General features: G+C 63.5%; 23 protein-coding genes, 1 pseudogene and 2 riboswitches. Of the genes and pseudogenes, 15 read left to right on the forward strand and 9 right to left on the reverse strand.

Going from position 1 to position 23694, the window contains the following annotated elements; translation table 11 throughout:
* Positions 1-38 precede the first annotated feature (38 nt).
* A complete protein-coding gene (locus tag ACVWVP_RS27635; RefSeq protein WP_259174586.1) occupies positions 39-1322 on the forward strand; it encodes an OprD family porin in 1284 nt (427 codons plus the stop codon).
* A gap of 146 nt (positions 1323-1468) precedes the next feature.
* On the opposite strand, the gene ACVWVP_RS27640 is transcribed toward ACVWVP_RS27635, so the two are convergent.
* Positions 1469-2347: an FCD domain-containing protein gene (locus ACVWVP_RS27640; protein WP_178919695.1), complete on the reverse strand. Its 879-nt coding sequence runs from the start codon at positions 2345-2347 to the stop codon at positions 1469-1471.
* A gap of 141 nt (positions 2348-2488) precedes the next feature.
* On the opposite strand from ACVWVP_RS27640, the gene ACVWVP_RS27645 reads away from it, so the two are divergent.
* The 4 genes from ACVWVP_RS27645 to ACVWVP_RS27660 all read left to right on the forward strand — a co-directional run bounded on the left by ACVWVP_RS27645 (position 2489) and on the right by ACVWVP_RS27660 (position 7067).
* The gene (locus ACVWVP_RS27645; protein ID WP_259174587.1) at positions 2489-3994 is read left to right on the forward strand and encodes a serine hydrolase domain-containing protein; all 1506 of its coding nucleotides are present in this window, start codon (positions 2489-2491) and stop codon (positions 3992-3994) included.
* A 12-nt stretch (positions 3995-4006) separates the two neighbouring features.
* On the forward strand, positions 4007-5302 hold the full coding sequence (locus ACVWVP_RS27650; RefSeq protein ID WP_259174588.1) for an aminotransferase class III-fold pyridoxal phosphate-dependent enzyme: 1296 nt from the start codon (positions 4007-4009) through the stop codon (positions 5300-5302).
* Positions 5299-6720, forward strand: a complete 1422-nt coding sequence (locus tag ACVWVP_RS27655) for an aldehyde dehydrogenase family protein (protein ID WP_457409164.1) — start codon at positions 5299-5301, stop codon at positions 6718-6720. Before ACVWVP_RS27650 ends, ACVWVP_RS27655 begins: the two co-directional genes overlap by 4 nt.
* Positions 6721-6800: 80 nt before the next feature.
* Positions 6801-7067 (forward strand): hypothetical protein, encoded by a 267-nt coding sequence (locus tag ACVWVP_RS27660; RefSeq protein ID WP_256732825.1) that lies wholly within the window; start codon positions 6801-6803, stop codon positions 7065-7067.
* A gap of 5 nt (positions 7068-7072) precedes the next feature.
* Here the strand turns inward: ACVWVP_RS27660 and ACVWVP_RS27665 are convergent, their stop codons facing one another.
* A complete protein-coding gene (locus ACVWVP_RS27665; protein WP_178919699.1) occupies positions 7073-8005 on the reverse strand; it encodes a GlxA family transcriptional regulator in 933 nt (310 codons plus the stop codon).
* 160 nt (positions 8006-8165) lie between these two features.
* Here ACVWVP_RS27665 and ACVWVP_RS27670 point away from each other — a divergent pair, with 160 nt between their 5' ends.
* Together ACVWVP_RS27670 and ACVWVP_RS27675 are read left to right on the forward strand one after the other, a co-directional pair.
* Complete coding sequence (locus ACVWVP_RS27670) at positions 8166-8843, forward strand: type 1 glutamine amidotransferase domain-containing protein (RefSeq protein WP_457409167.1); 678 nt, start codon at positions 8166-8168, stop codon at positions 8841-8843.
* Between the two features lie 79 nt (positions 8844-8922).
* Positions 8923-10044 (forward strand): alkene reductase, encoded by a 1122-nt coding sequence (locus ACVWVP_RS27675; RefSeq protein WP_457409169.1) that lies wholly within the window; start codon positions 8923-8925, stop codon positions 10042-10044.
* A 127-nt stretch (positions 10045-10171) separates the two neighbouring features.
* On the opposite strand, the gene ACVWVP_RS27680 is transcribed toward ACVWVP_RS27675, so the two are convergent.
* On the reverse strand, positions 10172-11170 hold the full coding sequence (locus ACVWVP_RS27680; protein WP_457409171.1) for an NAD(P)H-quinone oxidoreductase: 999 nt from the start codon (positions 11168-11170) through the stop codon (positions 10172-10174).
* Positions 11171-11330: 160 nt separating this feature from the next.
* Here ACVWVP_RS27680 and ACVWVP_RS27685 point away from each other — a divergent pair, with 160 nt between their 5' ends.
* Complete coding sequence (locus ACVWVP_RS27685; RefSeq protein ID WP_259174594.1) at positions 11331-12206, forward strand: LysR family transcriptional regulator; 876 nt, start codon at positions 11331-11333, stop codon at positions 12204-12206.
* A 153-nt stretch (positions 12207-12359) separates the two neighbouring features.
* Here the strand turns inward: ACVWVP_RS27685 and ACVWVP_RS27690 are convergent, their stop codons facing one another.
* Complete coding sequence (locus ACVWVP_RS27690) at positions 12360-13178, reverse strand: alpha/beta fold hydrolase (protein ID WP_457409173.1); 819 nt, start codon at positions 13176-13178, stop codon at positions 12360-12362.
* A gap of 149 nt (positions 13179-13327) precedes the next feature.
* Here ACVWVP_RS27690 and ACVWVP_RS27695 point away from each other — a divergent pair, with 149 nt between their 5' ends.
* Positions 13328-14395 (forward strand): NAD(P)-dependent alcohol dehydrogenase, encoded by a 1068-nt coding sequence (locus ACVWVP_RS27695; RefSeq protein ID WP_457409175.1) that lies wholly within the window; start codon positions 13328-13330, stop codon positions 14393-14395.
* Between the two features lie 145 nt (positions 14396-14540).
* Here ACVWVP_RS27695 and mntP read toward each other — a convergent pair whose 3' ends face one another.
* Positions 14541-15104 carry a manganese efflux pump MntP gene (mntP, locus tag ACVWVP_RS27700; RefSeq protein ID WP_178919706.1) on the reverse strand — a complete coding sequence of 188 codons (564 nt, stop codon included), beginning with the start codon at positions 15102-15104 and terminating at the stop codon, positions 14541-14543.
* Between the two features lie 10 nt (positions 15105-15114).
* A riboswitch (yybP-ykoY riboswitch) is annotated at positions 15115-15284 on the reverse strand.
* 66 nt (positions 15285-15350) lie between these two features.
* Positions 15351-15923 carry a LuxR C-terminal-related transcriptional regulator gene (locus tag ACVWVP_RS27705; protein WP_457409178.1) on the reverse strand — a complete coding sequence of 191 codons (573 nt, stop codon included), beginning with the start codon at positions 15921-15923 and terminating at the stop codon, positions 15351-15353.
* A 130-nt stretch (positions 15924-16053) separates the two neighbouring features.
* On the opposite strand from ACVWVP_RS27705, the gene ACVWVP_RS27710 reads away from it, so the two are divergent.
* The 4 genes and pseudogenes from ACVWVP_RS27710 to ACVWVP_RS27725 form a co-directional block, all read left to right on the forward strand.
* A complete protein-coding gene (locus ACVWVP_RS27710) occupies positions 16054-17232 on the forward strand; it encodes an acetyl-CoA acetyltransferase (RefSeq protein ID WP_178919708.1) in 1179 nt (392 codons plus the stop codon).
* Between the two features lie 3 nt (positions 17233-17235).
* Positions 17236-18768: a class I adenylate-forming enzyme family protein gene (locus tag ACVWVP_RS27715; protein WP_457409180.1), complete on the forward strand. Its 1533-nt coding sequence runs from the start codon at positions 17236-17238 to the stop codon at positions 18766-18768.
* Between the two features lie 42 nt (positions 18769-18810).
* Positions 18811-20139 (forward strand): MFS transporter, encoded by a 1329-nt coding sequence (locus ACVWVP_RS27720; protein WP_457409182.1) that lies wholly within the window; start codon positions 18811-18813, stop codon positions 20137-20139.
* A gap of 112 nt (positions 20140-20251) precedes the next feature.
* A pseudogene (locus ACVWVP_RS27725) lies at positions 20252-20368 on the forward strand (iron dicitrate transport regulator FecR); the annotation flags it as partial.
* Positions 20369-20451: 83 nt separating this feature from the next.
* On the opposite strand, the gene ACVWVP_RS27730 reads toward ACVWVP_RS27725, so the two are convergent.
* Complete coding sequence (locus tag ACVWVP_RS27730; protein WP_178919711.1) at positions 20452-21318, reverse strand: LysR family transcriptional regulator; 867 nt, start codon at positions 21316-21318, stop codon at positions 20452-20454.
* A 93-nt stretch (positions 21319-21411) separates the two neighbouring features.
* Between ACVWVP_RS27730 and ACVWVP_RS27735 the strand changes: the two genes are divergently transcribed.
* Positions 21412-21951, forward strand: coding sequence for a DUF4865 family protein (locus tag ACVWVP_RS27735; protein WP_178919712.1), 540 nt, complete (start codon positions 21412-21414; stop codon positions 21949-21951).
* 1 nt (position 21952) lies between these two features.
* Here the strand turns inward: ACVWVP_RS27735 and ACVWVP_RS27740 are convergent, their stop codons facing one another.
* Both ACVWVP_RS27740 and ACVWVP_RS27745 read right to left on the reverse strand, forming a co-directional pair.
* Positions 21953-22681: a CbtA family protein gene (locus ACVWVP_RS27740; protein ID WP_457409184.1), complete on the reverse strand. Its 729-nt coding sequence runs from the start codon at positions 22679-22681 to the stop codon at positions 21953-21955.
* A 19-nt stretch (positions 22682-22700) separates the two neighbouring features.
* Positions 22701-22913: a CbtB domain-containing protein gene (locus ACVWVP_RS27745; protein ID WP_065905961.1), complete on the reverse strand. Its 213-nt coding sequence runs from the start codon at positions 22911-22913 to the stop codon at positions 22701-22703.
* 1 nt (position 22914) lies between these two features.
* Positions 22915-23060, reverse strand: a riboswitch (adenosylcobalamin (AdoCbl) riboswitch).
* 52 nt (positions 23061-23112) lie between these two features.
* Between ACVWVP_RS27745 and ACVWVP_RS27750 the strand changes: the two genes are divergently transcribed.
* On the forward strand, positions 23113-23667 hold the full coding sequence (locus tag ACVWVP_RS27750; protein ID WP_457409186.1) for a histidine phosphatase family protein: 555 nt from the start codon (positions 23113-23115) through the stop codon (positions 23665-23667).
* Positions 23668-23694: the final 27 nt, after the last annotated feature.

Consider the following 23694-nt stretch of genomic DNA (forward strand, 5'->3'; position numbering starts at 1 on the left):
GACCTACTCACTCCCAACGACTGCCAGGAGCCAAGACCATGCATAACAACACGCTCAACCTGATCCTGAAGGGCGCCGGCCTCGTGAGCGGGGGCCTGCTGTGCGCCCCCGCCCAGGCGGACTTCATCAAGGACAGCAAGGCGGATCTGGAGCTGAAAAACTACTACTTCAACCGCGATTACCGTGAAGACGCCGGGCAATCCAAGCGCGAGGAATGGGCCCAGGGGTTCATCCTCAACCTCAAGTCGGGGTTCACCGAGGGCACCGTGGGGTTGGGTATCGACGTGGTCGGCATGCTCGGGCTGAAGCTCGACTCCAGTCCGGATCGTTCCGGCTCGGGCCTGTTGTCCCGGGACAACGACGCCACGCCGGGCAAACCGAGCTACGCCAAGCGCGCCCATGACGAATATTCCAAATACGGCGTGACCGGCAAGGTGCGCTTTGCCAAGAGCGAACTGCGCAGCGGCTACCTGCTGCCCGACTTGCCGACCTTGCAGCCCAACACCAGCCGTCTGTTCCCGCAGACCTTTCGCGGTACCCAGGTGACCTCCACCGATATCGCCGGGCTGGCCCTGATCGGCGGGCAGATCGACCAGACCAGGCAGCGCGAGTCCACCGACTACGAAGACATGGCGCTGACCAGCCAGAACGGCGCCTACAAAAGCACGGGCAAGAGTGATCGTTTCCGCTTTGCCGGTGGCGATTACAAGCTCACCCCGGGGATGACTCTCAGCTACCACTTTGCGCAGTTGGAAGACATCTACCAGCAGCACTTCGTGGGCGTGAAAAACAGCTTTGCCCTGGGCGGCGGCACGCTCAAGACCGATATCCGCTACTTCGACGCCGACAAGTCCGGCGCCGGCCTGGCCGGCAAGGTGGACAACCGTGCGCTGAGTACGCGGGCGATGTTCAGCTACAAGGGCCACAGCTTCGGTGGCGGCTATCAGGAACAGTACGGGGAGACGCCGTTCACCTACGTGGATGGCACCAACACCTACCTGTTTTCCGAGTACCAGTTGAGCAACTTTTCCCAGACCAACGAGCGGGTCTGGCATGCGCGCTATGACTTCGACTTTGCGGCACTCGGGGTGCCCGGGCTGACGTTTTCCACGCGGTGGGCCAAGGGCGACCAGGCCGAGGTGAAGGGGTTTGCGGGGGAGGGACGTGAGTGGGAGCGGGATATCGACCTGGGCTATGTGTTTCAGTCCGGAGCGCTCAAGGGGGTGTCGCTGCGCTGGCGCAACGGGTTGAGCAAGGCCAACTATTTCCGGGACATGAATGAGAACCGGGTGATTGTTGGCTACACCGTGGCGCTCTGGTAATGACGACGGGCGGGATGTGGTGTGCTCGGTCCAAATGTAGGAGCTGGCTTGCCTGCGATAACGGTCTCTCGGTGTGCGTATCCGTTGCTGCAGTCAAACCTGCGTTCGGCCAGCGTGCTCGGTTTCCCCGCACGGCGGCAAGGTCATTAGCCCTTGTTCCTGGCCACCCGCAACTTGCTCGCCACATCCAAATGCCGGTGCAACAACGTCGACGCCCACTCGTTATCCCCTTGCTCCAGCGCATCCAGGATTGCCAGGTGCTCGCAGCACGACACCTTGACCCGCTCCGGGTTGTTGACGGTGTGGAACTCGGTCAGGCGGCGCAGGCGGTTCTGTTGCTGGATGGCTTGCAGGAGGTAGCCATTGCCCGATGCCGCCGCCAGCAGTTCATGGAACTCGGCGTTGTACTCGATGAAGCGTTGCCCATCGACCTTGCCTTCGAGCAGTTCCATCTGGCGTTCGCGGCAGCGGCGAAATTGTTCGGGGTTGATCTTGAAGGTCGGCTCCATCAACCCCGCAGGCTCCAGCAGCATGCGAAAGCGGTAGCTCTCGAAACGGGTCTGCGGGCTGTTCAGGGTCGGCAGGAACTGCCAGCCGTGGCCGTGTTTGCGTTGCATTACGCCTTCGTCCGACAGGCGCAGCAGGCAGCGGCGCAACACGCTTTTGCCGACGCCGTAGCGGCGCAGCAGGTCGCTTTCGGAAATCTGATCGGGCAGCACCTGGTTCAGCCGGTCGTCAATCAGCCGTGTGTACAGCTCGTCCTCTTCGTTATGCAACTGCGTGAACTGTTGCACCAGGCCATCGGCCGCTTCCAGCGGCACGCGATAGCCCTGCTGGGGCAGCGGCTCGATGGCCTTCTGTTCGGCCAGGTACACCAGCGCGCTGCGGATCGGCGAGCGCGATACGCCCAGGCGCTGGGCCAGCTCCACTTCCTTGAGGTGCAAACCGGGTTGCAGGTCACCGCTGGTGATGGCGGCCAGGATCTGACCGGCGACTTTGGTCTGCAGCGAAGTGAGTGGGGACATGGCGCGTGATCGTTCCTGTGACAGGGAGGGCAAGGATACCCGGAAATTCTGAATTATAGAGGGCTCAAATACATCTGGGCCGCTGCGAATAAATCTTTATCTGCATTATTTGAAATATAAAAACATTTTCGAGGACCCATCATGACCTACATCCCGCTGCCAAGGGCCTTGCCCGCCGACCGTGGCGTCGATCCCGCCGGTGTTGTCGACTTCCTCCAGGCCGTCGCCGATATCGGCCTTGAACTGCACAGTTTCCTGCTGTATCGCCAAGGCGCCGTGGTGGTCGAGGCCTATTGGCAGCCCTATTCGGCCCATCGCTTGCACGTGCAGCATTCGGCAACCAAGAGCTGGACCGCCACCGCCATCGGCCTGTTGATCGACGACGGCCGCCTGAGCCTGGATGCCAAGGTGGTCAGCTTCTTCCCCGAACTCTGCCCGCAGCCCATCAGCGCCAACCTTGCGGCAATGACCGTGGAAGACCTGCTGACTATGCGCACCGGTCACTCTCGCGGAATCTCCGGCGGCGACTGGCGCAACCTGCAGAGCAGTTGGGTCGAGGCATTCCTCAATGAGCCGGTGGATGAGCCACCGGGTCAGTCATTCATCTACAGCAGCGCGTCGAGTTTCATGTTGTCGGCCATCGTGACCCAAGTCACCGGGCAAACGATGCAGGCGCTGTTGCAGGAGCGCGTGCTCGATGACTTGGGGCTTGACCACCTGGAGTGGGACCTGGCCCCGGGTGGTTTCAACTCGGGGGGCAATGGCCTGAGCTGCACCAGTGAAGACTCGCTGAAATTCGGCGTGCTGCACCTCAACCGGGGCCAGTGGCAGGGGCGCCAGCTGTTATCGCCACACTGGGTGGCCGATGCCACGCGTAACCAGGTGGAAGACGTGTGGATGGGCGAGTTCGACGGCAAGCAATACCTGCCGCGTGACAAGAACAAGGCCAATGAGGCCCAGCGCGAAGGCTACGGCTACCAGTGGTGGATGACCGAGCACGGCGGCTATTACGCCTCGGGCGTGTTTGGCCAGCACTGCATGGTACTGCCGGACCAGGACACGGTGATTGTCTTCACCAGTGGCCTGCGCCTGGGGGAGAAACGCTTGCATGCGGCGCTGTGGCAGCACCTGTTCCCGGCGTTGGGCCGCACGGCCATTGATGCCCAGGCCAGCCAGGCACAACTGGAGGCGCTGATCGACGGCCTGCGTTTGCCGAGCTTGCAGGGTTTGAAAACTTCGCCGGCCAGCCAGGGCTTGCAAGGCCGTTTCGCCATGGAGCCAAACGAAGACGGCGTGCGCGAAATCGCCTTTGATTTCCAGGGCGATCACTGCGATTTCACCCTGGTGGATCATCGCGGCACTCACCACGTGCGCGCCGGTTTCCAGCAGCCGCTGGAGACGCTCACCAGCCTTACCGGTAACTACCTGCACCACCAATACCAGCCGGAACAGACCCCGGTGATCGCCCAGGCACGCTGGTCCACCGAGGGGGCGCTGATCATGGATTGGCGTTTTGTCGAAACGGCCTTCGGTGACCATGTCAGCTGCCGTCTGCAGGACGGTCGTCTGCGCTTCGACCGTGGCGTCAACACCAACGCCGGCAGCCTGCAACGTCCGACCCTGAGCGGGTCGCGCATCCAGCTTTAAGGAGTACACCTCATGACCTCATCCCTGTGGGCCCCGTTTACTGCGATGCGCCCGTTCAATCGCCAGCCGATGCTGTTCGACCGCGCGGCCGGCATGCACTACACCACGCCTGAAGGCCGCCAGGTGCTGGATGCCATGGCCGGGCTGTGGTGCGTCAATGCCGGGCATGGCCAGGCGCAGATCGTCGAGGCGATTCGTGAAGCGGCGGGGCGCCTGGATTTTGTGTCCTCGTTCAAGATGAGCCACCCGGCCGCGCTGACCCTGGCCGATCGCCTGGTGGCCACGGCCCCGGCCGGCCTGGACAAGGTGTTTTTCACCAACTCCGGTTCCGAAGCGGTGGACACTGCGCTGAAGATCGCCCGTGCCTACCACCAGGCCCGGGGCGATTGCCGCAGGACCAAGTTAATCGGCCGTGCCAAGGGCTATCACGGCATGGGGTTTGGCGGGTTGTCGGTGTCAGGGATCGGCCGGCAGAAACGTGATTTCGGCCCGTTGCTCGGTGACGTGGCGCACTTGCCGTTGCCCTATGACGCGGGTTCGCGGTTCAGCGCCGGTCAGCCGGAGCAGGGTGCGCACTATGCCGATGCGCTGCTGCAACTGCTGGAGGTCCACGACCCGGCCACTGTGGCGGCGGTGATTGTCGAGCCGGTCACCGGTTCCGGTGGTGTGTATGCACCGCCACTGGGCTACCTGCAAAAGCTGCGCGAGCTGTGTGATCGCCATGGATTGTTGCTGATTTTCGACGAGGTCATCACCGGCTTCGGGCGCGTGGGGCATTCGTTCGCCGCCCAGGCGTTCGGTGTGACGCCAGACCTGATGTGCCTGGCCAAAGGGCTCACCAACGGTGCCGTGCCCATGGGCGGTGTGCTGGTCAGCGGCACGGTGTATGAGGCTTTCATGCAAGGCCCGGAACAGGCCATCGAGCTGATGCATGGCTACACCTATTCCGCCCATCCGCTGGCCTGCGCGGCCGGTTTGGCCACCCTGGAGGTGCATGGGGCACTGGGCATCAATGCCCGTGTGCAGCAGATTGCGCCGCTGTGGCAGCGCACCGCACTGGGGTTGCGTGATAACCCGTGGGTGCAGGACGTGCGCGCCATCGGCTTGCTGTGTGCCGTCGAACTCAAACCCCGCGACGGTGCCCCGGGCGCCAGGGCGGGCGAGGTGGCGCAGCGCTGTTTCGACGCCGGTGTGCTGGTACGGGCTTCCGGGGAAAACATCGTGCTGTCGCCACCGTTGATCATCGACGAAGAACAGGTCGCGCTGGTTTTCAACACCTTGGGCCACGCCCTTGAGGCCACCCGATGAACAGCCTGGATTTCTATATTGACGGTGCCTGGGTCAAACCGTCGGGCGGTGAAACCTTGCCGGTGATCAATCCCTCCACCGAACGCACCATCGCGACCATCAGCCTGGGCACTACCGTCGACCTTGACCGTGCCGTGACGGCGGCCAGGCGAGGATTCAACGGCTACGCGCAGTGGTCCCGCGAACAGCGCCTGGACCTGCTGGCGGCCATCATCGACGGCTACCGCCAACACAGCGAAACGCTGGCGCAGTGTGTGCACCAGGAGATGGGCGCACCGTTGTCCCTGGCCCGCAGCGCGCACGTCCCGGCAGGTCTGGGCCATTTGCAGCGCGCCCATGAGGTACTCAAGGACTATGCCTTTGACCAACTCCACGGCAGCACGCTGATCAGCCGCGAGCCGATCGGCGTGTGCGGTTTGATCACGCCGTGGAACTGGCCGCTCAACCAGCTCACCTGCAAGCTCGCCCCGGCCCTGGCGGCAGGGTGCAGCATGGTACTCAAGCCGAGTGAAAAAGCACCGCTGTCGGCCATGTTGCTGGCGGACATCCTGCATCAGGCCGGCGTGCCCAAGGGGGTATTCAACCTGGTCAATGGTGATGGGCCGACCCTCGGGGACGGCATCGCTCGGCATGCCGGTATCGACATGGTGTCGTTCACCGGTTCCACCGGTGCGGGCATTGCGGTGGCGAAGGCAGCGGCGGATACGGTCAAGCGGGTGTCCCAGGAATTGGGCGGCAAGTCGGCCAACCTGATCCTGGCCGATGCTGATCTGGACGCCGCTGTGCGCCATGGCGTGAGCAGTTGTTTTCGCAACAGCGGGCAGTCGTGCAATGCGCCGACGCGCATGCTGGTGCCCCGTGCCTTGCAGGCCCGTGCGGTGGCGATTGCCCGGGACGTCGCTGCTGGCATCTGCTTTGTCGACAGCCACCCAGCGAGCGCCATGGGCCCCTTGGCCAACCAGGCGCAGTTCGAACGGGTACAGGCGTTGCTGGGTAGCGTGGACATTGCACCGGTGTGCGGCGGCGTGGGGCGGCCCGAAGGTATGACCACCGGGTTCTACGCAAGGCCGACGGTATTCGCAGATGTCGACCCGAACTCGCCCATCGCCCGTGAGGAAGTGTTCGGCCCGGTGCTGGTGATCATCCCCTATGACAGCGAAGAACACGCCATCGCCCTCGCCAATGACAGCCCCTATGGTCTGTCGGGCTATGTCAGTGCCGGCAGCCTGGAACGGGCGCAGGCCGTGGCACGGCGCTTGCGCACTGGTATGGTTCATCTCAATGGCAGCAAGGCCGACAACGGCGCGCCGTTCGGTGGCTACAAACAATCGGGCAACGGGCGCGAGTGGGGGGTGTTCGGCCTGGAGGATTACCTGGAGGTGAAGTCGCTGTTCGGCTACCAGCCGGGAGAGGGTTGACGATAAGGTTGAACTTAGCCGAGCTTGTTAGCTCCTAGACTCGTCGGCCGCTCTGGCCCTGAATTTCACAAGGAAGCGAAATGAGCTTGTTCCCTTTGCCAAAAATGCTTGTCAGTGCCGCGATGTTGTTGACCCTGGGCGGTTGCGTGACGATGTCCGGCGATTACAACGTCACGGCGGTGGACGCCAATGGGCAGCCGATCAAGATGGTAATGACCAGCCATGGCAGTGCGATCTACTCCTCGCGCAACGCGTTCTGCAGCAACTTCCCGAAAGCCACGGTGACCATCCGCGACTTTCACACCGGCGAAGAACTCAAGAGCGAAAGCCCTTACCACTGCCGCTAGGCGTTCTAGCTCCTGAACACCTGCTGCATGGCCTGGGGCGGTTGCCCGAAGGCCCGCAGGAAGGCCTGACGCATGCGCTCGCGATCACCGAAGCCGGTTTCGCGGGCCACCACCTCGACCGGGTGGCGGCTGGTTTCCATCAGCACCCGGGCGGCTTCCACCCGCAGCGACTCGATGGCCTTGGCCGGCGTCTGCCCGGTTTCCTCGCGGAACACCCGGCTGAACTGGCGTGGGCTCAAGCGCGCCACATCGGCCAGGGCGTCCACCGACAGGTCGTGGGTGAGGTTCTCGCGGGCATAGGCCAGGGCCAGTTGCACGCGGTCGGACCTGGGGTCCAGTTCCAGCAGGGCCGACACCTGCGACTGCTCGCTGCCCCGACGCTGGGCGATCACTAGTTTGCGTGCGATGCGCCGGGCGAGGTCGTGGCCCAGGTCGTTCTCCACCATGGCCAGTGCCAGGTCCACGCCGGCGCTCATGCCGGCCCCGGTCCACACCTGGCCATCCACCACGAACAACTTGTCTTCTTCCAACTGGATATGCGGATAACGCTTGCGAAAGGCCGGCGCGTGGATCCAGTGGGTGGTGGTGCGCTTGCCTTCCAGCAGGCCGGCGTCGGCCAGCACGAAAATGCCCATGCACAGCGAGGCCACGCGCCGCGACTGGGCCGAAGCGGCCTTGACCTGCTCCAGCAGGCTGGCCTCCGGCAGGCGGAACTCCATGTAGCCGCCGACGATCAATGTGTCATAGCCCTGTGGCCGAATCGGCGTGGTATTCACCGAGAAACCCTGGGACGTCATCACCGCGCCGCCGTTTTCCGACACCAGGTGGAATTCGTAGGCCGGCTCGCCCTGCAACAGGTTCGCGCATTCGAACACCGAGGCCACGCTGAGGCTCAGGCATTCGAAATTTGGGTAAACCAGCAGCGCAACACTGTGCATCGTTATTCTCCAAGGGGCATGGCAAGGAGGGGATTGTCGGCGGCGGGTGGGCAAACGGCAACTGCCATCGGGCATGTCCGAAAACCTTGCGGATATGACGTTGTGGCAACACCCCCCGGCTCCTAAGCTTCAACCCACACTCATCCCGAGGCACTCGACAATGAAAGTATTGATGGTATTGACCTCTCACGATCAGTTGGGAGACACCGGCCGCAAGACCGGCTTCTGGCTTGAAGAGTTTGCTGCACCCTATTACGCGTTCAAGGACGCCGGTGCCCAGATCGTGCTGGCATCCCCAGCCGGTGGCCAGCCGCCGCTGGACCCGGTCAGCGACCTGCCGGACTTCCAGACCGAACAGACCCACCGCTTCGCCGCCGACCCGGCTGCGCAACAGGCCCTGGCCAACAGCGTGAAGCTGGACACGGTCAAGGCTGCCGACTTCGACACGGTGTTTTACCCCGGCGGCCACGGCCCGCTGTGGGACCTGGCCGAATCGCCCACCTCCATCGCCCTGATCGAGGCGTTCGAGCGGGCCGGCAAGCCTATCGGTTTCGTGTGCCACGCGCCGGGTGCGTTGCGCCATGTCAAGGCCGCCAACGGTGAGCCGCTGGTCAAGGGCCGTCGCGTGACCGGGTTCTCCAACTCGGAAGAAGCCGCCGTGGAACTGACCGATGTGGTGCCGTTCCTGGTGGAGGACGAATTCAAGAAACTGGGCGGCCTGTACGAGAAGGGCGCTGACTGGCAATCCTTCGTGATCGTGGACGGCACGTTGGTAACCGGGCAAAACCCTGGCAGCTCCAGTGACGTGGCCAAGGCCCTGCTCAAACTCACCGCGTAATTTAATTAATCCCCTTATTGATTGGCGACTCCCAGGAGTCGCCAATGCTTTTGCTCGTCCAGGATTTGGAAAACCTCCCATGACAGACCCCATTTTAAGCACCCCGGTCACGCTGGGCGGCCATACCTTGCGCAATCGTATTGTGCTGCCGCCGCTGACCCGCCAACGCAGCGCCCAACCCGGTGATATCGCCACCGACCTGATGGCGCAGTATTACCGCCAGCGCGCCACGGCGGGCTTTATGGTCAGTGAAGGCACGCAGATCGAACCCCGTGGCCAGGGCTACGCCTGGACGCCGGGCATCTACACGCCGGAGCAGGTCGGGGGCTGGCGTAAGGTCACGGATGCCGTGCATAGCGAAGGCGGGGTGATCTTTGCCCAGCTGTGGCATGTGGGGCGCGTGTCTCACCACGGCCTGCAGCCAGAGGGAGCGGCCCCAGTGGCGCCGTCGGCTCTCCAGCCCCAGCAGGTCAAAGCCTTTATCGAAACCGCGCCGGGGGCCGGGGAGTTGGTGCAACCGCCGGTTCCTCGCGCGCTAAGGACTGAGGAGGTCAAGGACTTGGTCCGCCTGTATGCCGAGGCCGCACGCAACGCGATGGCGGCGGGTTTTGACGGTGTGGAGATTCATTCGGCCAACGGCTACCTGGTCAACCAATTCATTTCGGCGCACGCCAACACCCGTGACGACGAATACGGCGGCTCGGTGCACAACCGCCTGCGTTTCCTGCGTGAAATCGTCGCTGCCGTGAGTGAGGTGGTCGGCCCGCAGCGCCTGGGCGTGCGGTTCTCGCCCTTGTTCAGCGGCACCGACCAGGACCGCGTGTACATCGGCCTGGTGGAAGAGGACCCGCATTACACCTACCTCGAAGCGATCAAGGTGTTGGAGGCGGCGGGAATCGCCTACGTGTCCATCGCCGAAGCCGACTGGGACAATGCCCCGGAACTGCCGGACACGTTCCGCCGTGATGTGCGCGATACCTTCAGCGGGCGGATCATCTACGCCGGCCGCTACACCGCCGAGCGCGGTGCGCGGTTGGTCGAGGCGGGGCTGGCGGACTTGATCGGCTTTGGTCGCCCGTTCATCGCCAACCCGGACCTGCCGCAGCGGCTGTTCAATGGCTGGCCGTTGAATCCACTGCGGGTGGAAGGGATGTACGGGGGCTCGGAGCAGGGGTATACCGATTATCCCGCCTACCTGTAGAAGCACAGATGTTCAAAACAATGTGGGAGCGGGCTTGCTCGCGAAGGCGGTGGATCAGTCGGTGATTGAGTGACTGATAGGGTGCTTTCGCGAGCAAGCCCGCTCCCACAGGTGGGTGACGGTGGTGTTAGATAACCCGCAACACAATCTTGCCGATGTGATCCCCACCTTCCATCCGCGCATGCGCCTGGTCGGCCGCGGTGTAGTCGAACACCTGGTCGATCATCGGCAGGCAGCGTCCGGCCGACAGCAGCGGCCATACGTGCTCACGCAGCTGGGCGGCAATTGCCGCTTTTTCCTCGCCGGTGCGCGGGCGCAGCAGTGAACCGGTAACGACTGCGCGCTTGCCGAGGATGGTCAGCAGGTCCACGTCATTGGCCCGGGCACCGCCGAGGAAGCCCAGCATCACCAGCCGGCCGTCCATGGCCAGGGCCTTGAGGTTGTTGTTGAAGTAGGAGCCACCCATGATGTCGAGGATCACATTCACGCCCTGGCCCTCGGTTTTCTGGGCGATGACCTCGGCAAAATCCTGCTCGCGGTAATTGATGGCCTCGCCGCCCAGGGCACGGATGGCCGCGCATTTATCTTCGCTGCCGGCCGTGGCAAAGGCCTGGATGCCCAGCTCGCGGCACAGCATCAAGGCGGTGGTGCCGATACCGCTGGTGCCGCCGTGGATCAGCACGCGCTGGCCTTTGTGCGCGCCACCCAAGCCGAACAGGTTGGCCCAGACGGTGAAGAAGGTTTCCGGGATTGCGGCCGCGTGTACCCAGTCCATCCCGTCGGGAACGGGCAGGGCCTGGCCGGCCGGTACCGCGCAGAATTGCGCATAGCCACCGCCGTTGGTCAGGGCGCAGACCTTGTCGCCAATCGCGTATGCACTGACACCTTCGCCCAACGCCACCACTTCGCCGGCCACTTCCAGCCCAGGAAACGGGCTCATGCCGGGGCGCATCGGGTAGGTGCCGGCGCGTTGCAAGGCGTCGGGGCGGTTGACCCCGGCGGCGTGCACGCGAATCAGGATTTCGCCCGGTGCCGGGGAGGGCACGGGCTGCTGACGTGGCTTGAGTACCTCGGGGCCGCCCGGGGTGGTGATTTCAATCAGGGTCATCTGTGCTGGCAGGGTCATGGTGCGAATCCTGTAACGGTGAACGTATGGGGTGGGACCGCAAGGCGCGGTCATTGATTCAGTGGTGTTTCCATGGCGCCCAGCATAACGGCGATCTTTGATGCAATAATGCTGCGATTTGGCAAGCCACTGATGCATATATGCATCGTGGGAGGTGTATATGAACTGGGATGATGCGCGGGTGTTCCTGGCGGTGTGCCGCGAGTCGACCTTACGCGGGGCCGCACGGGTGTTGGGGGTGGACCAGGCGACGGTCGGTCGACGGGTCAATGCCCTGGAAAAGTCCTTGAACGCGACGTTGTTTTTGCGCACGTCCGAAGGCTATGCGCTGACGGCGGTGGGCGAGGCGGCCCTGCTGTCGGTGGAAAAGATGGAGCGCTCGGCGATTGAACTTGAGCGCCAGATCCAGGGCCTGGATGACCGCCTGACCGGCACCGTGCGGGTCAGCACCACCGATTCCCTGGCCATCGACTTCCTGATCCCGGCCATCGCCTGCCTGCACGACAAGCACCCCGACGTGCGCGTGCAGTTGGACGCCACCACCCAGATCCTCAGCCTGGCCAAGCGCGAAGCCGATATTGCCGTGCGCAACACCCGCCCGGAAAACCCCGACCTGCTTGCCCGGCGCATCGCTCGCTGGCCGGTGGGGTTGTTTGCGTCCCAGGGTTACATCGACCGTCACGGCGTGCCTGAACCGGGCAGCGTGTTTGAAGGCCACGACCTGGTGGTCTATCACCCGCACCTGCACAGCCAGAAAGACCTGGCGCTGGTCAACGAGCCGCTGGGACGTGGGCGCATTGTGGCGGCGGTGGGGTCCAGCCTGTTGGTGCGCCGTTCCATCGCCGCCGGTATTGGCCTGGGTGAATTGCCAGTGGACACCGGCGAGCGCGACGGGCTGGTGCGCGTCTGGCCCGAGCGGACCCGGACCTTGCCTTATGACGTCTGGCTGGTGACCCACGCTGACCTGCGCCACACCGCACGGGTGCGGGTGGTGATCGATGAAATCGTCGCGGCGTTTACCGGCATCGGCGTGTGACACCCAGCTTGTAGTGAGCGGGCTTGCCCCGCGCCGCGGTGCATCAGGTACACCGCGGTGGCAGGGATTAGGGCGGCTGCGCCACCCAGCGCGAGCAAGCTCGCTCACTACAAGATCGCCGTGGTGCATCAGATGCACCGTGGCGGCAGGGGATCAGCGGTTCAGGAAGGCCAGCAGGTCTTCGTTCAGCGCTTGGGTATGGGTGACCGCAAAACCATGCGGCGCATCCTTGTAGACCTTCAACTGGGCGCCCTTGATCAGCTCGGCGGCGGCCTTGCCGGTGGTCTCGAACGGCACGATCTGGTCGCCATCGCCGTGAATCACCAGGGTTGGCACGTCGATCTTCGCCATGTCCGGGCGGAAGTCCGTCTCGGAGAACGCAGTGACGCAATCCACCGTGGACTTGAGCGAGGCCTGCAAAGCGATTTGCAAGGTCTGGGTCAACACGCCGGCGGAGACGGTCTGGCCCTTGTTGATCCCGAAGAACGGCGTGTTGAAGTCGGCGATGAACTGCGCGCGGTCCTTGAGCAACCCGGCCTTGATGCCGTCGAACACGGCGGTGGGCACGCCTTGTGGGTAATCCGGTTTCTGGCCGAACAGCGGGGTAACCGCGCCCAGCAATACCAGGCCGGCCACGCGGGCGCTGCCGTGGCGGGCGATGTAGCGCGCCACGTCGCCGCCGCCCATGGAGAAGCCCACCAGGGTCACGTCCTTGAGGTCCAGGTGTTCGATCAACTGGGCGATGTCATCGGCGAAGGTGTTGTAGTCGTTGCCGGTCCACGGCTGGTCCGAACGCCCGAAGCCGCGACGGTCGAACGCGATGGTGCGAAAACCCCGGCTGCTCAGGTATTCCATCTGGTATTCCCACATATCGGCATCCAGCGGCCAGCCGTGGCTGAACAGCACGGGCTTGCCGCTGCCCCAATCCTTGAAGTAGATCTGCGTACCGTCTTTGGCAACGAATGTGCTCATGGAAAACTCCTGGGAGGGTGGGGTGAAAGCATTACGTCGCACTATTGCGCCAAACCGGACGAAGGGCTTGTACGGATGTGCTCGGTTGAACGGTTCAGCGTCTATGCTGGTCCACTGACCTCCAACGTCAGATCACACAGGTGAACGAAATGGCCAAGACTTACAGCTACGCCGCCCAGAACGCCAAGGATTCCCTCAAGCCCTACACCTTCGAGCGCCGCGCGCCGGGGGCTGATGACGTACAGATCGACATTCTCTTCTGTGGGGTCTGCCACTCCGACCTGCACACCGTGCGCAACGAATGGAACAACACCCTGTACCCCTCGGTACCGGGCCATGAAATCGTCGGCCGCGTCACGGCGGTGGGCGCCAATGTGAAGAAGTTCAAAGTGGGCGACCTGGCCGGTGTCGGTTGCATGGTCGACAGTTGCCAGCACTGCGCATCCTGCGCCGAGGGCGAAGAGCAGTACTGCGAAAACGGCTTTACCGGCACCTACAACGGACCGATGTTCGGGGGTGAGAACACCTTCGGGGGTTACTCGGACAACATCGTGGTCAAGGAACAATTCGTGCTGCGCATCTCCCACGGCGATGCCAACCTGGCGGCCGTGGCACCGTTGCTCTGCGCCGGTATCACCACCTATTCGCCGCTGCACCACTGGAAGGTCGGCCCGGGCAAGAAGGTCGGCGTGGTCGGCCTTGGCGGCCTGGGCCACATGGCGGTGAAAATCGCCCATGCCATGGGCGCCCACGTCACGCTGTTCACCACCTCGCCCAACAAACGCGAAGACGGCCTGCGCCTGGGCGCCGACCAGGTGGTGGTGTCAAAGAACTCGGACGAAATGGCCAAGGTTGCCAACAGCCTGGACTTCATCCTCAACACCGTCGCCGCGCCGCACAACCTTGATGCGTTCATCAGCCTGCTCAAGCGCGACGGCACCATGACCCTCGTTGGCGCACCCGACAGCCCACACCCGTCGCCGGCGGTGTTCAACCTGATTTTCAAGCGCCGCAGCCTGGCGGGTTCGTTGATCGGCGGCATCCAGGAAACCCAGGACATGCTCGACTTCTGCGCCAAGCACAAGATCGTCTCGGACATCGAGATGATCGATATCCAGGGCATCAACGAAGCTTATGAGCGGATGCTCAAGGGCGATGTGAAATACCGCTTCGTCATCGACATGCAGAGCCTGAAAAAGGAAAGCCACGCGGCCTGATTTGAGCGAGTGGGAAATGCTTTTTGTGGGAGCGGGCTTGCTCGCGAATACGGTGTATCAGTCACAGATTTGTCACCTGATCCACCGTATTCGCGAGCAAGTCGAATCGTCGCACCGCCGCTCCCACACCTGTTATGTGTTTGGTTCAGGCCGACAAGTGCTCATACAAAATCGTCGCACCCACCAGCATCAGCACCACACCACCGACCATCTCGGCGCGCTTGCCCACCACCGTGCCCAGCACACGCCCGAGCATCATGCCGATCGTGACCATGGTCATGGTCGCCAGGCCAATGGCCGCTGCGGCCACCAGGATATTCACGTCGACAAATGCCAGGCCCACGCCCACGGCCAGGGCATCGATGCTGGTGGCAAACGCCGTCACGGCCAGGATCATGAATGAATGCTGGGTCGGTTTCTCGACCTCTTCATCCTCGGCCTTGAACCCGTTGTAGATCATGTGCAGGCCCAGCGCGACCAGCAGGGTAAAGGCGATCCAGTGGTCCCACTGTTCAACCCAACGAGTGGCAGCGTGGCCGATGGCCCAGCCGATCATCGGCGTGATGGCCTCGATCACACCAAAGATCAGGCCGGCGCGCAGGGCTTCGGTCAGGCGTGGTTTGTGCAGGCTGGAGCCTTTGCCAATGGCCGCCGCAAAGGCGTCCGTGGACATGGCCAGGGCGAGAAGAATCAGGGAAATGGGGTTCACGGTCAGGCTTCCAGTCGGGCTGCATGAGTCAACGACACACCCACACGCCCGACTTCTGGCATGGATATGTCGCTGGTCTCACCAACCACAACGGTGTTCGTACCACGGCAGGTTGCCGAATATGTTGATACGAACGCTTCTGAACGGGTCAGAAGCCGGTTACTCCCCAACGAAGGGCTGCATCATAGAGGGCCAAACATGAAAAAACCGTCAACGGCGTTCACCCGCGCTTGATGTTCAGCTCTATCAGTTGGTCGGAATGATCTTCGACACCAGCTCCACCACCGTCTTGGCCTGCAGCTTCTTCATCAGCCGCGCGCGGTGCACTTCCACCGTACGATGGGAGATCGCCAGGCGCAGGGCGATTTCCTTGGACTTGTAGCCGTTGACGATCAACAGGGCGATTTCCCGCTCCCGTGGCGTGAGGTCGCCGGTGCCCTGGTGGGCGCGGTCCAGGCGTTCGAAGTGCCAGATCATCAGCTTGAACGGGTCCTCGGGCGTGAGGGTGTAGCCATGGGACTTGGCCCAGAACACTTCACCGTTTTTGTGCTGCATGAAACGCTCGTCGGAGTAGAAACCGTTGTCGCTGTCGAGCAGCCAGTCGTGGCTGCGCTTGCCGATGGCGTGGTAGTCGGCCTGGGACGGGTAGATCAACAGGGTCAACTGGTTGAGCAGGGCCTCGCGCGGGTAGCCGAACAACTGCAGGAAGGCTTCATTGCAGTCGACCATCACGCGGTGACTGGTCACCAGCTGCGGTGCGGGGGAGCGTTGGAACGCCAGGCGTTCGATGTCGGGAAATTGCCGGGTAAACACGGTCATCAGGCATCCTGCCTCGTTGTTTTTCTCACCTGGAGGCTACTTATCCGTGTAAGTAGTTACACGAATTGGCGAGCGACCAGTGGTGGGGCATTGTAGGGAATGTACGCACCAAAAACAGAAGAAATTGATTATGACTGCTCAAAGCGTCTCCATTGTTGCCGCCGGTCATTCGCGTTTTGGTCGCCTGGAAGGCACCACCCTTGAAGACCTGATCGTGCAAGTCACCCGTGAAGCCCTGGTGGATGCGGCCATCGATGCCGCGCAGATCGATGCGGTGTTCCTCGGGCATTTCAACGCGGGGCTGGTGCCTGACGGCTTTGCCTCTTCTCTGCTGCTGCAGGCCGACCCGGGGCTGCGCTTCAAGCCGGCCACGCGCTGCGAAAACGCCTGTGCATCCGGCTCGGCGGCGATCCAGGCCGGGGTGAACGCGATCCTGTCCGGCAGCGCCGAGTTGGTGCTGGTGGTCGGTGCCGAAAAGATGACCCACACCTCCACGGCGGCCGTCACTCAGGCCCTGGCCGGCGCCGGCTACCAGAATGACCCGGCAGAAGCCGGCCTGAGTTTTCCGCAGCTGTTTGGCCGTGCGGCCCGACAATACGCGGAGCGCTATCACTGCCCGCTGGCGTCGATGGCGGCCATCGCCACCAAGAACCACTCCAATGCCATGGCCAACCCGCTGGCGCAGATGCACCGGGTGATGGATTTCGAGCATTGCAACAACGTGTCGCCGAGCAACCCGTTTGTGGCCGACTCCCTGCGCCTCACTGACTGCTCGCTGATCAGCGACGGCGCCGCCGCCATCATCCTGGCCTCGCCCAAGCGCGCCCGTGCCTTTCGCCGTGACGTGCAGATCTGCGCGATGACCCAGGTCAACGACTGCCTGCCCATCGCCCAGCGCGACATTCTCGCGTTTGAAGGCCCGCAGCGGGCGATCCACGCAGCGTTGCGCGGGGCGAACATCACCCTGGCCGACCTGAGCTTTGCCGAGGTGCATGACTGCTTCACCATCGCCGAATTGCTGATCTATGAAGCCATGGGTCTGGCGCCCAAAGGCGAGGGCCATCGCGTGCTCGACAGCGGCGTAGTGCGCGCCGGCGGGCGCTTGCCGGTGAACCTGTCCGGTGGCCTCAAGGCCAAGGGGCATCCGGTGGGGGCCACCGGGGTATCGATGCATGCCCTGGCGTTCCGCCAATTGACCGGCGAACCCATCGGCCTGGCCGTGCCCAACCCCGAGTTCGGTCTGGTGTTCAACATGGGCGGGATGGCGGTCGCCAACTATGCCTCGGTCCTCCATGCGCGGCGTTGCTGAACCATGAACATTGCCAACTGGCTGCATGACACCCAACGCCGCGACCCCCAACGCCCTGCGCTGTTCGACGGTACGCGGCAAACCGCCGACTACGCCGCCTTCGCCGCCCATGCCCGCCAACGCGCCGCCTGCCTGGTGGACCAGCACGGGCTGGGGCCCGGCGATGCGGTGGCGGTGCTGATGAAAAACAGCGGCGACTACCTGGAGTTGCTCTACGCCATCTGGTGGATGGGCGCGGTCGCGGTGCCGATCAACGCCAAGCTGCACCCGACCGAAGCCGCGTGGATCGCGACTAACGCTGAAGCGCGCCTGATCTTCACCGATGGCGGCAGGGTGTTTGCCTCACGCGACCTGCCTACAGGCTGCAAGGAGCTGGACGGCCACGTGCTGCCCCCGACACGGCCATGGCCCACCCTGGAACACCCGGTGCCACGCCAGGACTCAGACCTCGCCTGGCTGTTTTACACCTCCGGCACCACCGGGCGCTCCAAGGGCGTGATGCTGTCCCATGGCAACCTCATGGCGATGTCGCTGTGTTACCCCACCGATGTCGACCCGGTGAGTGGCGATGATGCGGTGGTATATGCCGCGCCGATGTCCCATGGCGCGGGGCTCTACAACTTCATCCACGTGCGCTGCGGTGCCCGGCACGTGGTGCCGGCCTCGGGCGGCTTTGATGCCGCCGAGCTGTTCGGGCTCGCGGCTGAACTGGGCAACGTTTCGTTGTTCGCCGCGCCCACCATGGTCAAGCGCATGGTCGAACAGGCACGGCGCCAGGGTTATACCGGCGAGGGCATCAAGACCGTCGTCTACGGCGGCGGCCCGATGTACCTGGCGGACCTGCGCGAAGCCCTGGACACCTTCGGCCCGCGCTTTGTACAGATCTACGGCCAGGGCGAAAGCCCGATGACCATCAGCGTGCTGCCGCGCGCACTGATCGCCGACCGCCAGCGGCCGGATTGGGCGACCCTGGCCGCATCCGTCGGTCACGCGCAATCCTGTGTGGAAATCCGCATTCTGAATGCCGAGCACCAGCCGGTGCCCACTGGCGAGCGCGGTGAAATTGCCGTGCGCGGTGCCACGGTAATGCAAGGCTACTGGCGCAACCCCCACGCTTGCGAGCAAGCCTTGGTAGACGGCTGGCTGTTGACCGGCGATATCGGTTTTCTCGACCCGGCTGGCTACCTGACCCTCACGGACCGTTCCAAGGACGTGATCATCACCGGCGGCAGCAACGTGTACCCCCGTGAAGTCGAGGAAGTGTTGGCCCAGCACCCCGAGGTGTTTGAAGTGTGCGTGGTGGGCGAACCGGACGCGCAGTGGGGCGAGTCGGTGGTGGCGTTTGTGGTGACCCGCAGCGGTCAGGCCCTGGACGATGCTGAATTGACTGCCTGGTTTCTCGAGCGCATGGCCTCGTTCAAGAAACCCAAGAAATACCTGTTCCGCGATGAGCTGCCGAAGAACAGCTACGGCAAAATCCTCAAGACCGACTTGCGACAGCTGTTGAAAGCAGGGAGTATCGCCGCCGTTCGCTGAACCCGTTTTCCATGGATAGATAACAGACAAGGAGTCCCTTCAATGGGCATTCACGCGCAAGACACGGTCCGCAAGCGGCGCCGTGCGTTTCTCGGTGCCACCTCCGGCCACTTGATCGAGTGGTACGACTATGGCGTCTACGGCTTTCTCGCCGTGTACATCGGCCAGGCGTTTTTTGTCTCCGATGACCCCACCACCAGCCTGCTGGCAAGCTTCGCCGCGTTTGCCCTGAGCTTCTTCATCCGGCCGCTGGGCGGGCTGTTCTTCGGCCCGCTGGCCGACAAGATCGGCCGTCGCAAGACCCTGATCATGGCGCTGGTGATGATGACCGGTTCCACGGTGTTGCTCGGCCTGTTGCCCACCTACGCCACCCTCGGCATCGCCGCGCCAATCCTGCTGATCCTGGTGCGCTGCGTGCAGGGCTTCTCGGCCGGTGGCGAGATCGGCACGGTCACCAGTTTCATCTCCGAGTACGCTGGCCCCGGCCGACGCGGCTTTGCCACCTGCTGGCTGATGGTCACTGCTGTACTGGGCCTGTTGCTGGGCGGCGCCGTCGCCAACGGCATGACATGGGTGCTGGGCGCCGACGTGATGCAGGAGTGGGCGTGGCGCGTGCCGTTCCTGATCGCCGCGCCGCTGGGCTTTATCTCCATGTACATCCGCCTCAAGCTTGAAGACAGCCCCGAGTTCCTCGCCCTGCAGCGCGCCGGGCAAACCTCCCGCGCGCCGCTGCGTGAGGTCTGGCAGTGGAAGCGGGCGATTGCCCTGGTGTTTTTTATCATCACCCTGCACAGCTCGATCTTCTACCTGGTGCTGACGTTCGCGTCGACCTACATGGCCAAGATCCTCAAGTTCGACAGCGGCACCACTTTGCTCTACGTATTCGTGGCGAGTTTCTCGGCGGCGTTTGTGATGCCGTTCGGGGGGGCGTTCACCGACAAGTACGGGCGCAAGCCGTTCCTGATGGTGATCGGCACCTTGGCCACCCTGGCGATGTTCTGGCTGTTCAAGTCGGCACCCACGGCCACACCGGCATCGTTCTTTGCGCCGTTGATGGCGGTGGCGATCCTGTTCGGGCTGTATGCGTCGTCCACCTATGCGCTGATGAGCGAGCTGCTGCCCACCCGTATTCGTTCCACCGGGATTGCCGTGGCGTACAACGTGCCGGTGGCGGTGTTCGGCGGCAGCGCGCCGCTGATCTCCACCTGGCTGATCAAGGTGACGGGCGACATCACCTCGCCGTGGTACTTCTACGTGGCCACCGGTGTGGTGTCGTTGATTGCCCTGGTGGTGTTGCGCAAGGAAGACTTCGTCGCCAGCAGCCACCCGGCGGTGACGCAGGCGTCAGGGGCCCTGGCCAGCGCGGCCTGATGCTCAGGGACGTTGCGGCTTGACCGACGTCCCGAACGTATTGCCCATGCGAATGCTGGTCGCCGCCGGTGTGGATAACCCCACCTGGTTCGGCGGCCGCTTCTCTACCGGAATGTGCTGGGCCTCGTGGTCCCTGCATGATGAAGCCCGCGACTGGCGGCTGTTGCTGACCTCCGGCCGCGCCAACGTGGTCGTCGCCAAGGCGTTGCGCACCTGGTGCGCCCAGAGTGGCTTGTCTGCGATGCAGGCACCTCGGTGAATCAGGCAGACCTGGTTGATGCCTCCGCGGGCAGGTAAAACCGGGTGGCGGGTTCAGCGTTGTAGAACCCCCCGAAAGGTTGCACTCAGCGCGCGCAAGGTTTCCCGCGAACGTGCATCGCTGATCCGGCTGAAGAGCACCACTTCACTGACGGGCAATGCGGGCAGTCCAAATTGCGCACTCACGTCCACCGCGCCGGGCGGGGCCACGCGATGGGCGAGGGCGGCGACGCCGAGGCCGGCGCTCACGGCGGCGCCCACGGCCATTACGCCGCCGCCGACGAAGACCTCGGTCCAGTCGATGTGGGCTTCGTCCAGGGCGCGGGTGGCCAGGTGGCGAACCCCGCACGGTGCGGCCATGGTCGCCATGCGCAGTGGCGTGCCTGGCGGGTGTTGCCAAGTGGGGGCGGCGAACCAGCCGAAGCGTTCCACGGCCAGGACTTCGCCGTCCTGGCGGTCGCCTTCGTTGCGCACGATCACGGCGTCCAGTTCGTTGCGGTCGAACGCGGCCACCAGGTCGCGGGACGAGGCGATGCGCACTTCGAGGATCACCAACGGGTCGTAGGCCGCCAGGCGGCTGAGCCACAGCGGCAGGTCGGGCCCGGCCACGTGGTCGCTGATGCCGATCACCAGACGTCGTTGCACTTGGGCGGCCATGTCGCCCAAGGCGCGCTCGTGGGCGTTGAGCAGGGCGCGGGCGGCGACGATGAATTGCTCGCCCTGGGGCGACAGCCGCACATGCCGGGGCGTGCGTTCCAGCAGGCGATAACCGAGGCGTTCCTCCAGGCGCTTGAGCTTGAGGCTGATGGCGGCCTGGGAGGTGTCCAGCGCCTCGGCGGCGCGGGTGAAACTGGTGAAGTCGGCCACCAGCACGAACGCGTGCACGGTGTCGATATCCAGGGGTTTGGGTGCGTCAGCCATATCGGTTCCTTATCGCACATATATCGGCTCATATCTTGTTGAAATCATCGCGGCTGCGCAAGCTGGAACCTCATCTTGCACAGGAGTTTTTGTATGTTCGCCAAACAGTATTCGCACCGTTTGCCCGCCGACTACGACATGGGCGTGATTCGCCGGCGTGCCGCGCAATTGGGGCCATTGTGGGATAACGCCGAGGGGCTGCTGTTCAAGGCGTTTATCGCTCAGGAGCAGGGCGGCAACGTGTATGCGTCGGTGTACCTGTGGTCCGACCCGTTGCAGGCCGCCGACTTTCTGCTGGGGTCACGCTTCCAGAAAGTGCTCGACAGTTTCGGCCGCCCGCATATCGAAAGCTGGCTGCCGCTGGATGTGCAACGTGGGCCGGCGCAGGCGGCGTTGAGTTTGTATCGGGAAGAGTGGCCACTGGCACCGGGGGCGGATCGGGCCGCGATACTGGCTGAAGAGAAAGTGCGCAACCTGCAAGTGGCGGACAGCCGTGACACCTTCGCGGTGTTCCTGGCGCTGGATGTGCAAGCCTGGCGTTTGGTGCGCATCACCTTGTCGGCCAAGGCACTGGATGTGACGCATCCCGGGACGGGCTATCAGGTGTTCTACCTGGCCCATCCCGGAATCTAGCTCAGGAGTTCAAGCGTGCGCGTGGCTGGCTCAAGAAACGCTCGGCCACCGCACCGAACACCAGGCCCAGGGTGGTCCACAGCACCAGCTGGATGCCCAGGGACGCGACGCGGAATTTCCACAGCAGCACGGCCGAGAATTGCTCCGGCACTTCATTGATCACCGGGAACAGGCTGCCGGCCACCGACACGATCACGATGTACAGCGCAACGCCCAGGATTGCCCCGGCCCACACGCCACGGCGGGCAATCAGCTTGCGTGCGGCGTTGATCGCGATCACCGCGGCCGCTACCGACACCAGCAGCATCAGGAAGAACAGCTGGGTGCGCTGGGCGATGGTCTCCGGGTCACCCACGGATGGCGGGTTGGCCGGGTATTTCAGGCCGGGCACCAGGATGAGGGTGACAAACGCCGCCAACGCCAGCAGTGCCGCCAGGCCACGGGGGCCGACCTTGCCGATGCGGCCCAGGGCGTAGGCAAACACCAGGGAGAAAATCCCGCCCAGGGAAACGCTATACACCACCACACCGGTGAACAGGCCGAAGGTGCTTTGCACGTCGCGGCTCACCAGTTCTTCTTCCGGCGCATCGCCGTGCATCTGTGCCATCTGGTCTTCAAAGGCGATGGCCTTGTCGATTTGCGGTTCACCAAAGGTCTTGGCGAAGCCGAATGCCAATACGCCGGCGAGCAGGCCTACCAGCATCCCGCGAACGAGTAATTGCCCTGTCATGTCCTGTCTCTCTTGTTGATTAATGGCAGGGAAAGCCCAGCAGATGGCGACCGTCGTGGACGAATTCGTGCACGTACATGCCTTTGAAAACCGCTGTGGCACCTTGCTCGGCGCCGACGAAGTAGATCGCCAGCATCAACAGCAGGCCGCCGAAGATCGCCCAGGGGAGGATTTCGCCCAGGGGAATCGTTGGCACATAGACATCAGGGTGGGTTGCAGCGGTATTAGCCATGAAAACCTCCAGGGATGACGCGTCCCGAAATGGAAAGCAAAGGGAGCTGAAACAGGGTCTGGCTTACGGCTGTGGGGCCGAATACAGTGGCGCGACCGCGCCGGCTTCGAACCGGCTTCCTGTTTCATGTTCGTTGTAACATGTTGAAACAACTTTGCCAGTCTACGCTGACTGCGCGCCGAAACAGAGTGAATTTGTGATGCAGACCACCCGTTTAAGCCTGATCTGCCATGCCGCCACGCGGGCGCAGAAGCAGGGGCGGTTTTCCGATGACGAATCTGTCGTGCTGGACTGGCAGCGTGAGGCGCTATCCCAGGCCGGTCGCTACCCGAAAAAACACCGCCTGATCTGCGGGCCGGAAGCCAGGGCCCGGCAGACCGCTGGCTTGTTCGGTGACAACGCACAGGTAGAAGTCGCCTTGCGCGACGGCGATTTTGGCCACTGGAAAGGCCAGGCCATCGACCAACTGGACGATGAAGCCATGAGTGCCTGGCTCACCGACAGCGCCAGCGCGCCCCACGGTGGCGAGTCGGTGGACCAGATCTGCCTGCGGGTTGGACAGTGGATGACATCCCTGGAAAGCCAACCGGGGCATGTCGTGGCCGTTACCCATCCCTTTGTGATCCGTGCCGCGTTGTTGCACGTGCTGCAGTTGCCGCTGTCGATGTTCTACCGGGTCGACGTCGAGCCGCTGTCATGCACCGAGCTGCGTTTCAACCGCGTGTGGCGCCTGCGCCTGGAAACTCACGCCTGACCCCGCGAACATGGCAAAATCCACGCC

The organism is Pseudomonas sp. TE24901 (genome assembly GCF_054058375.1).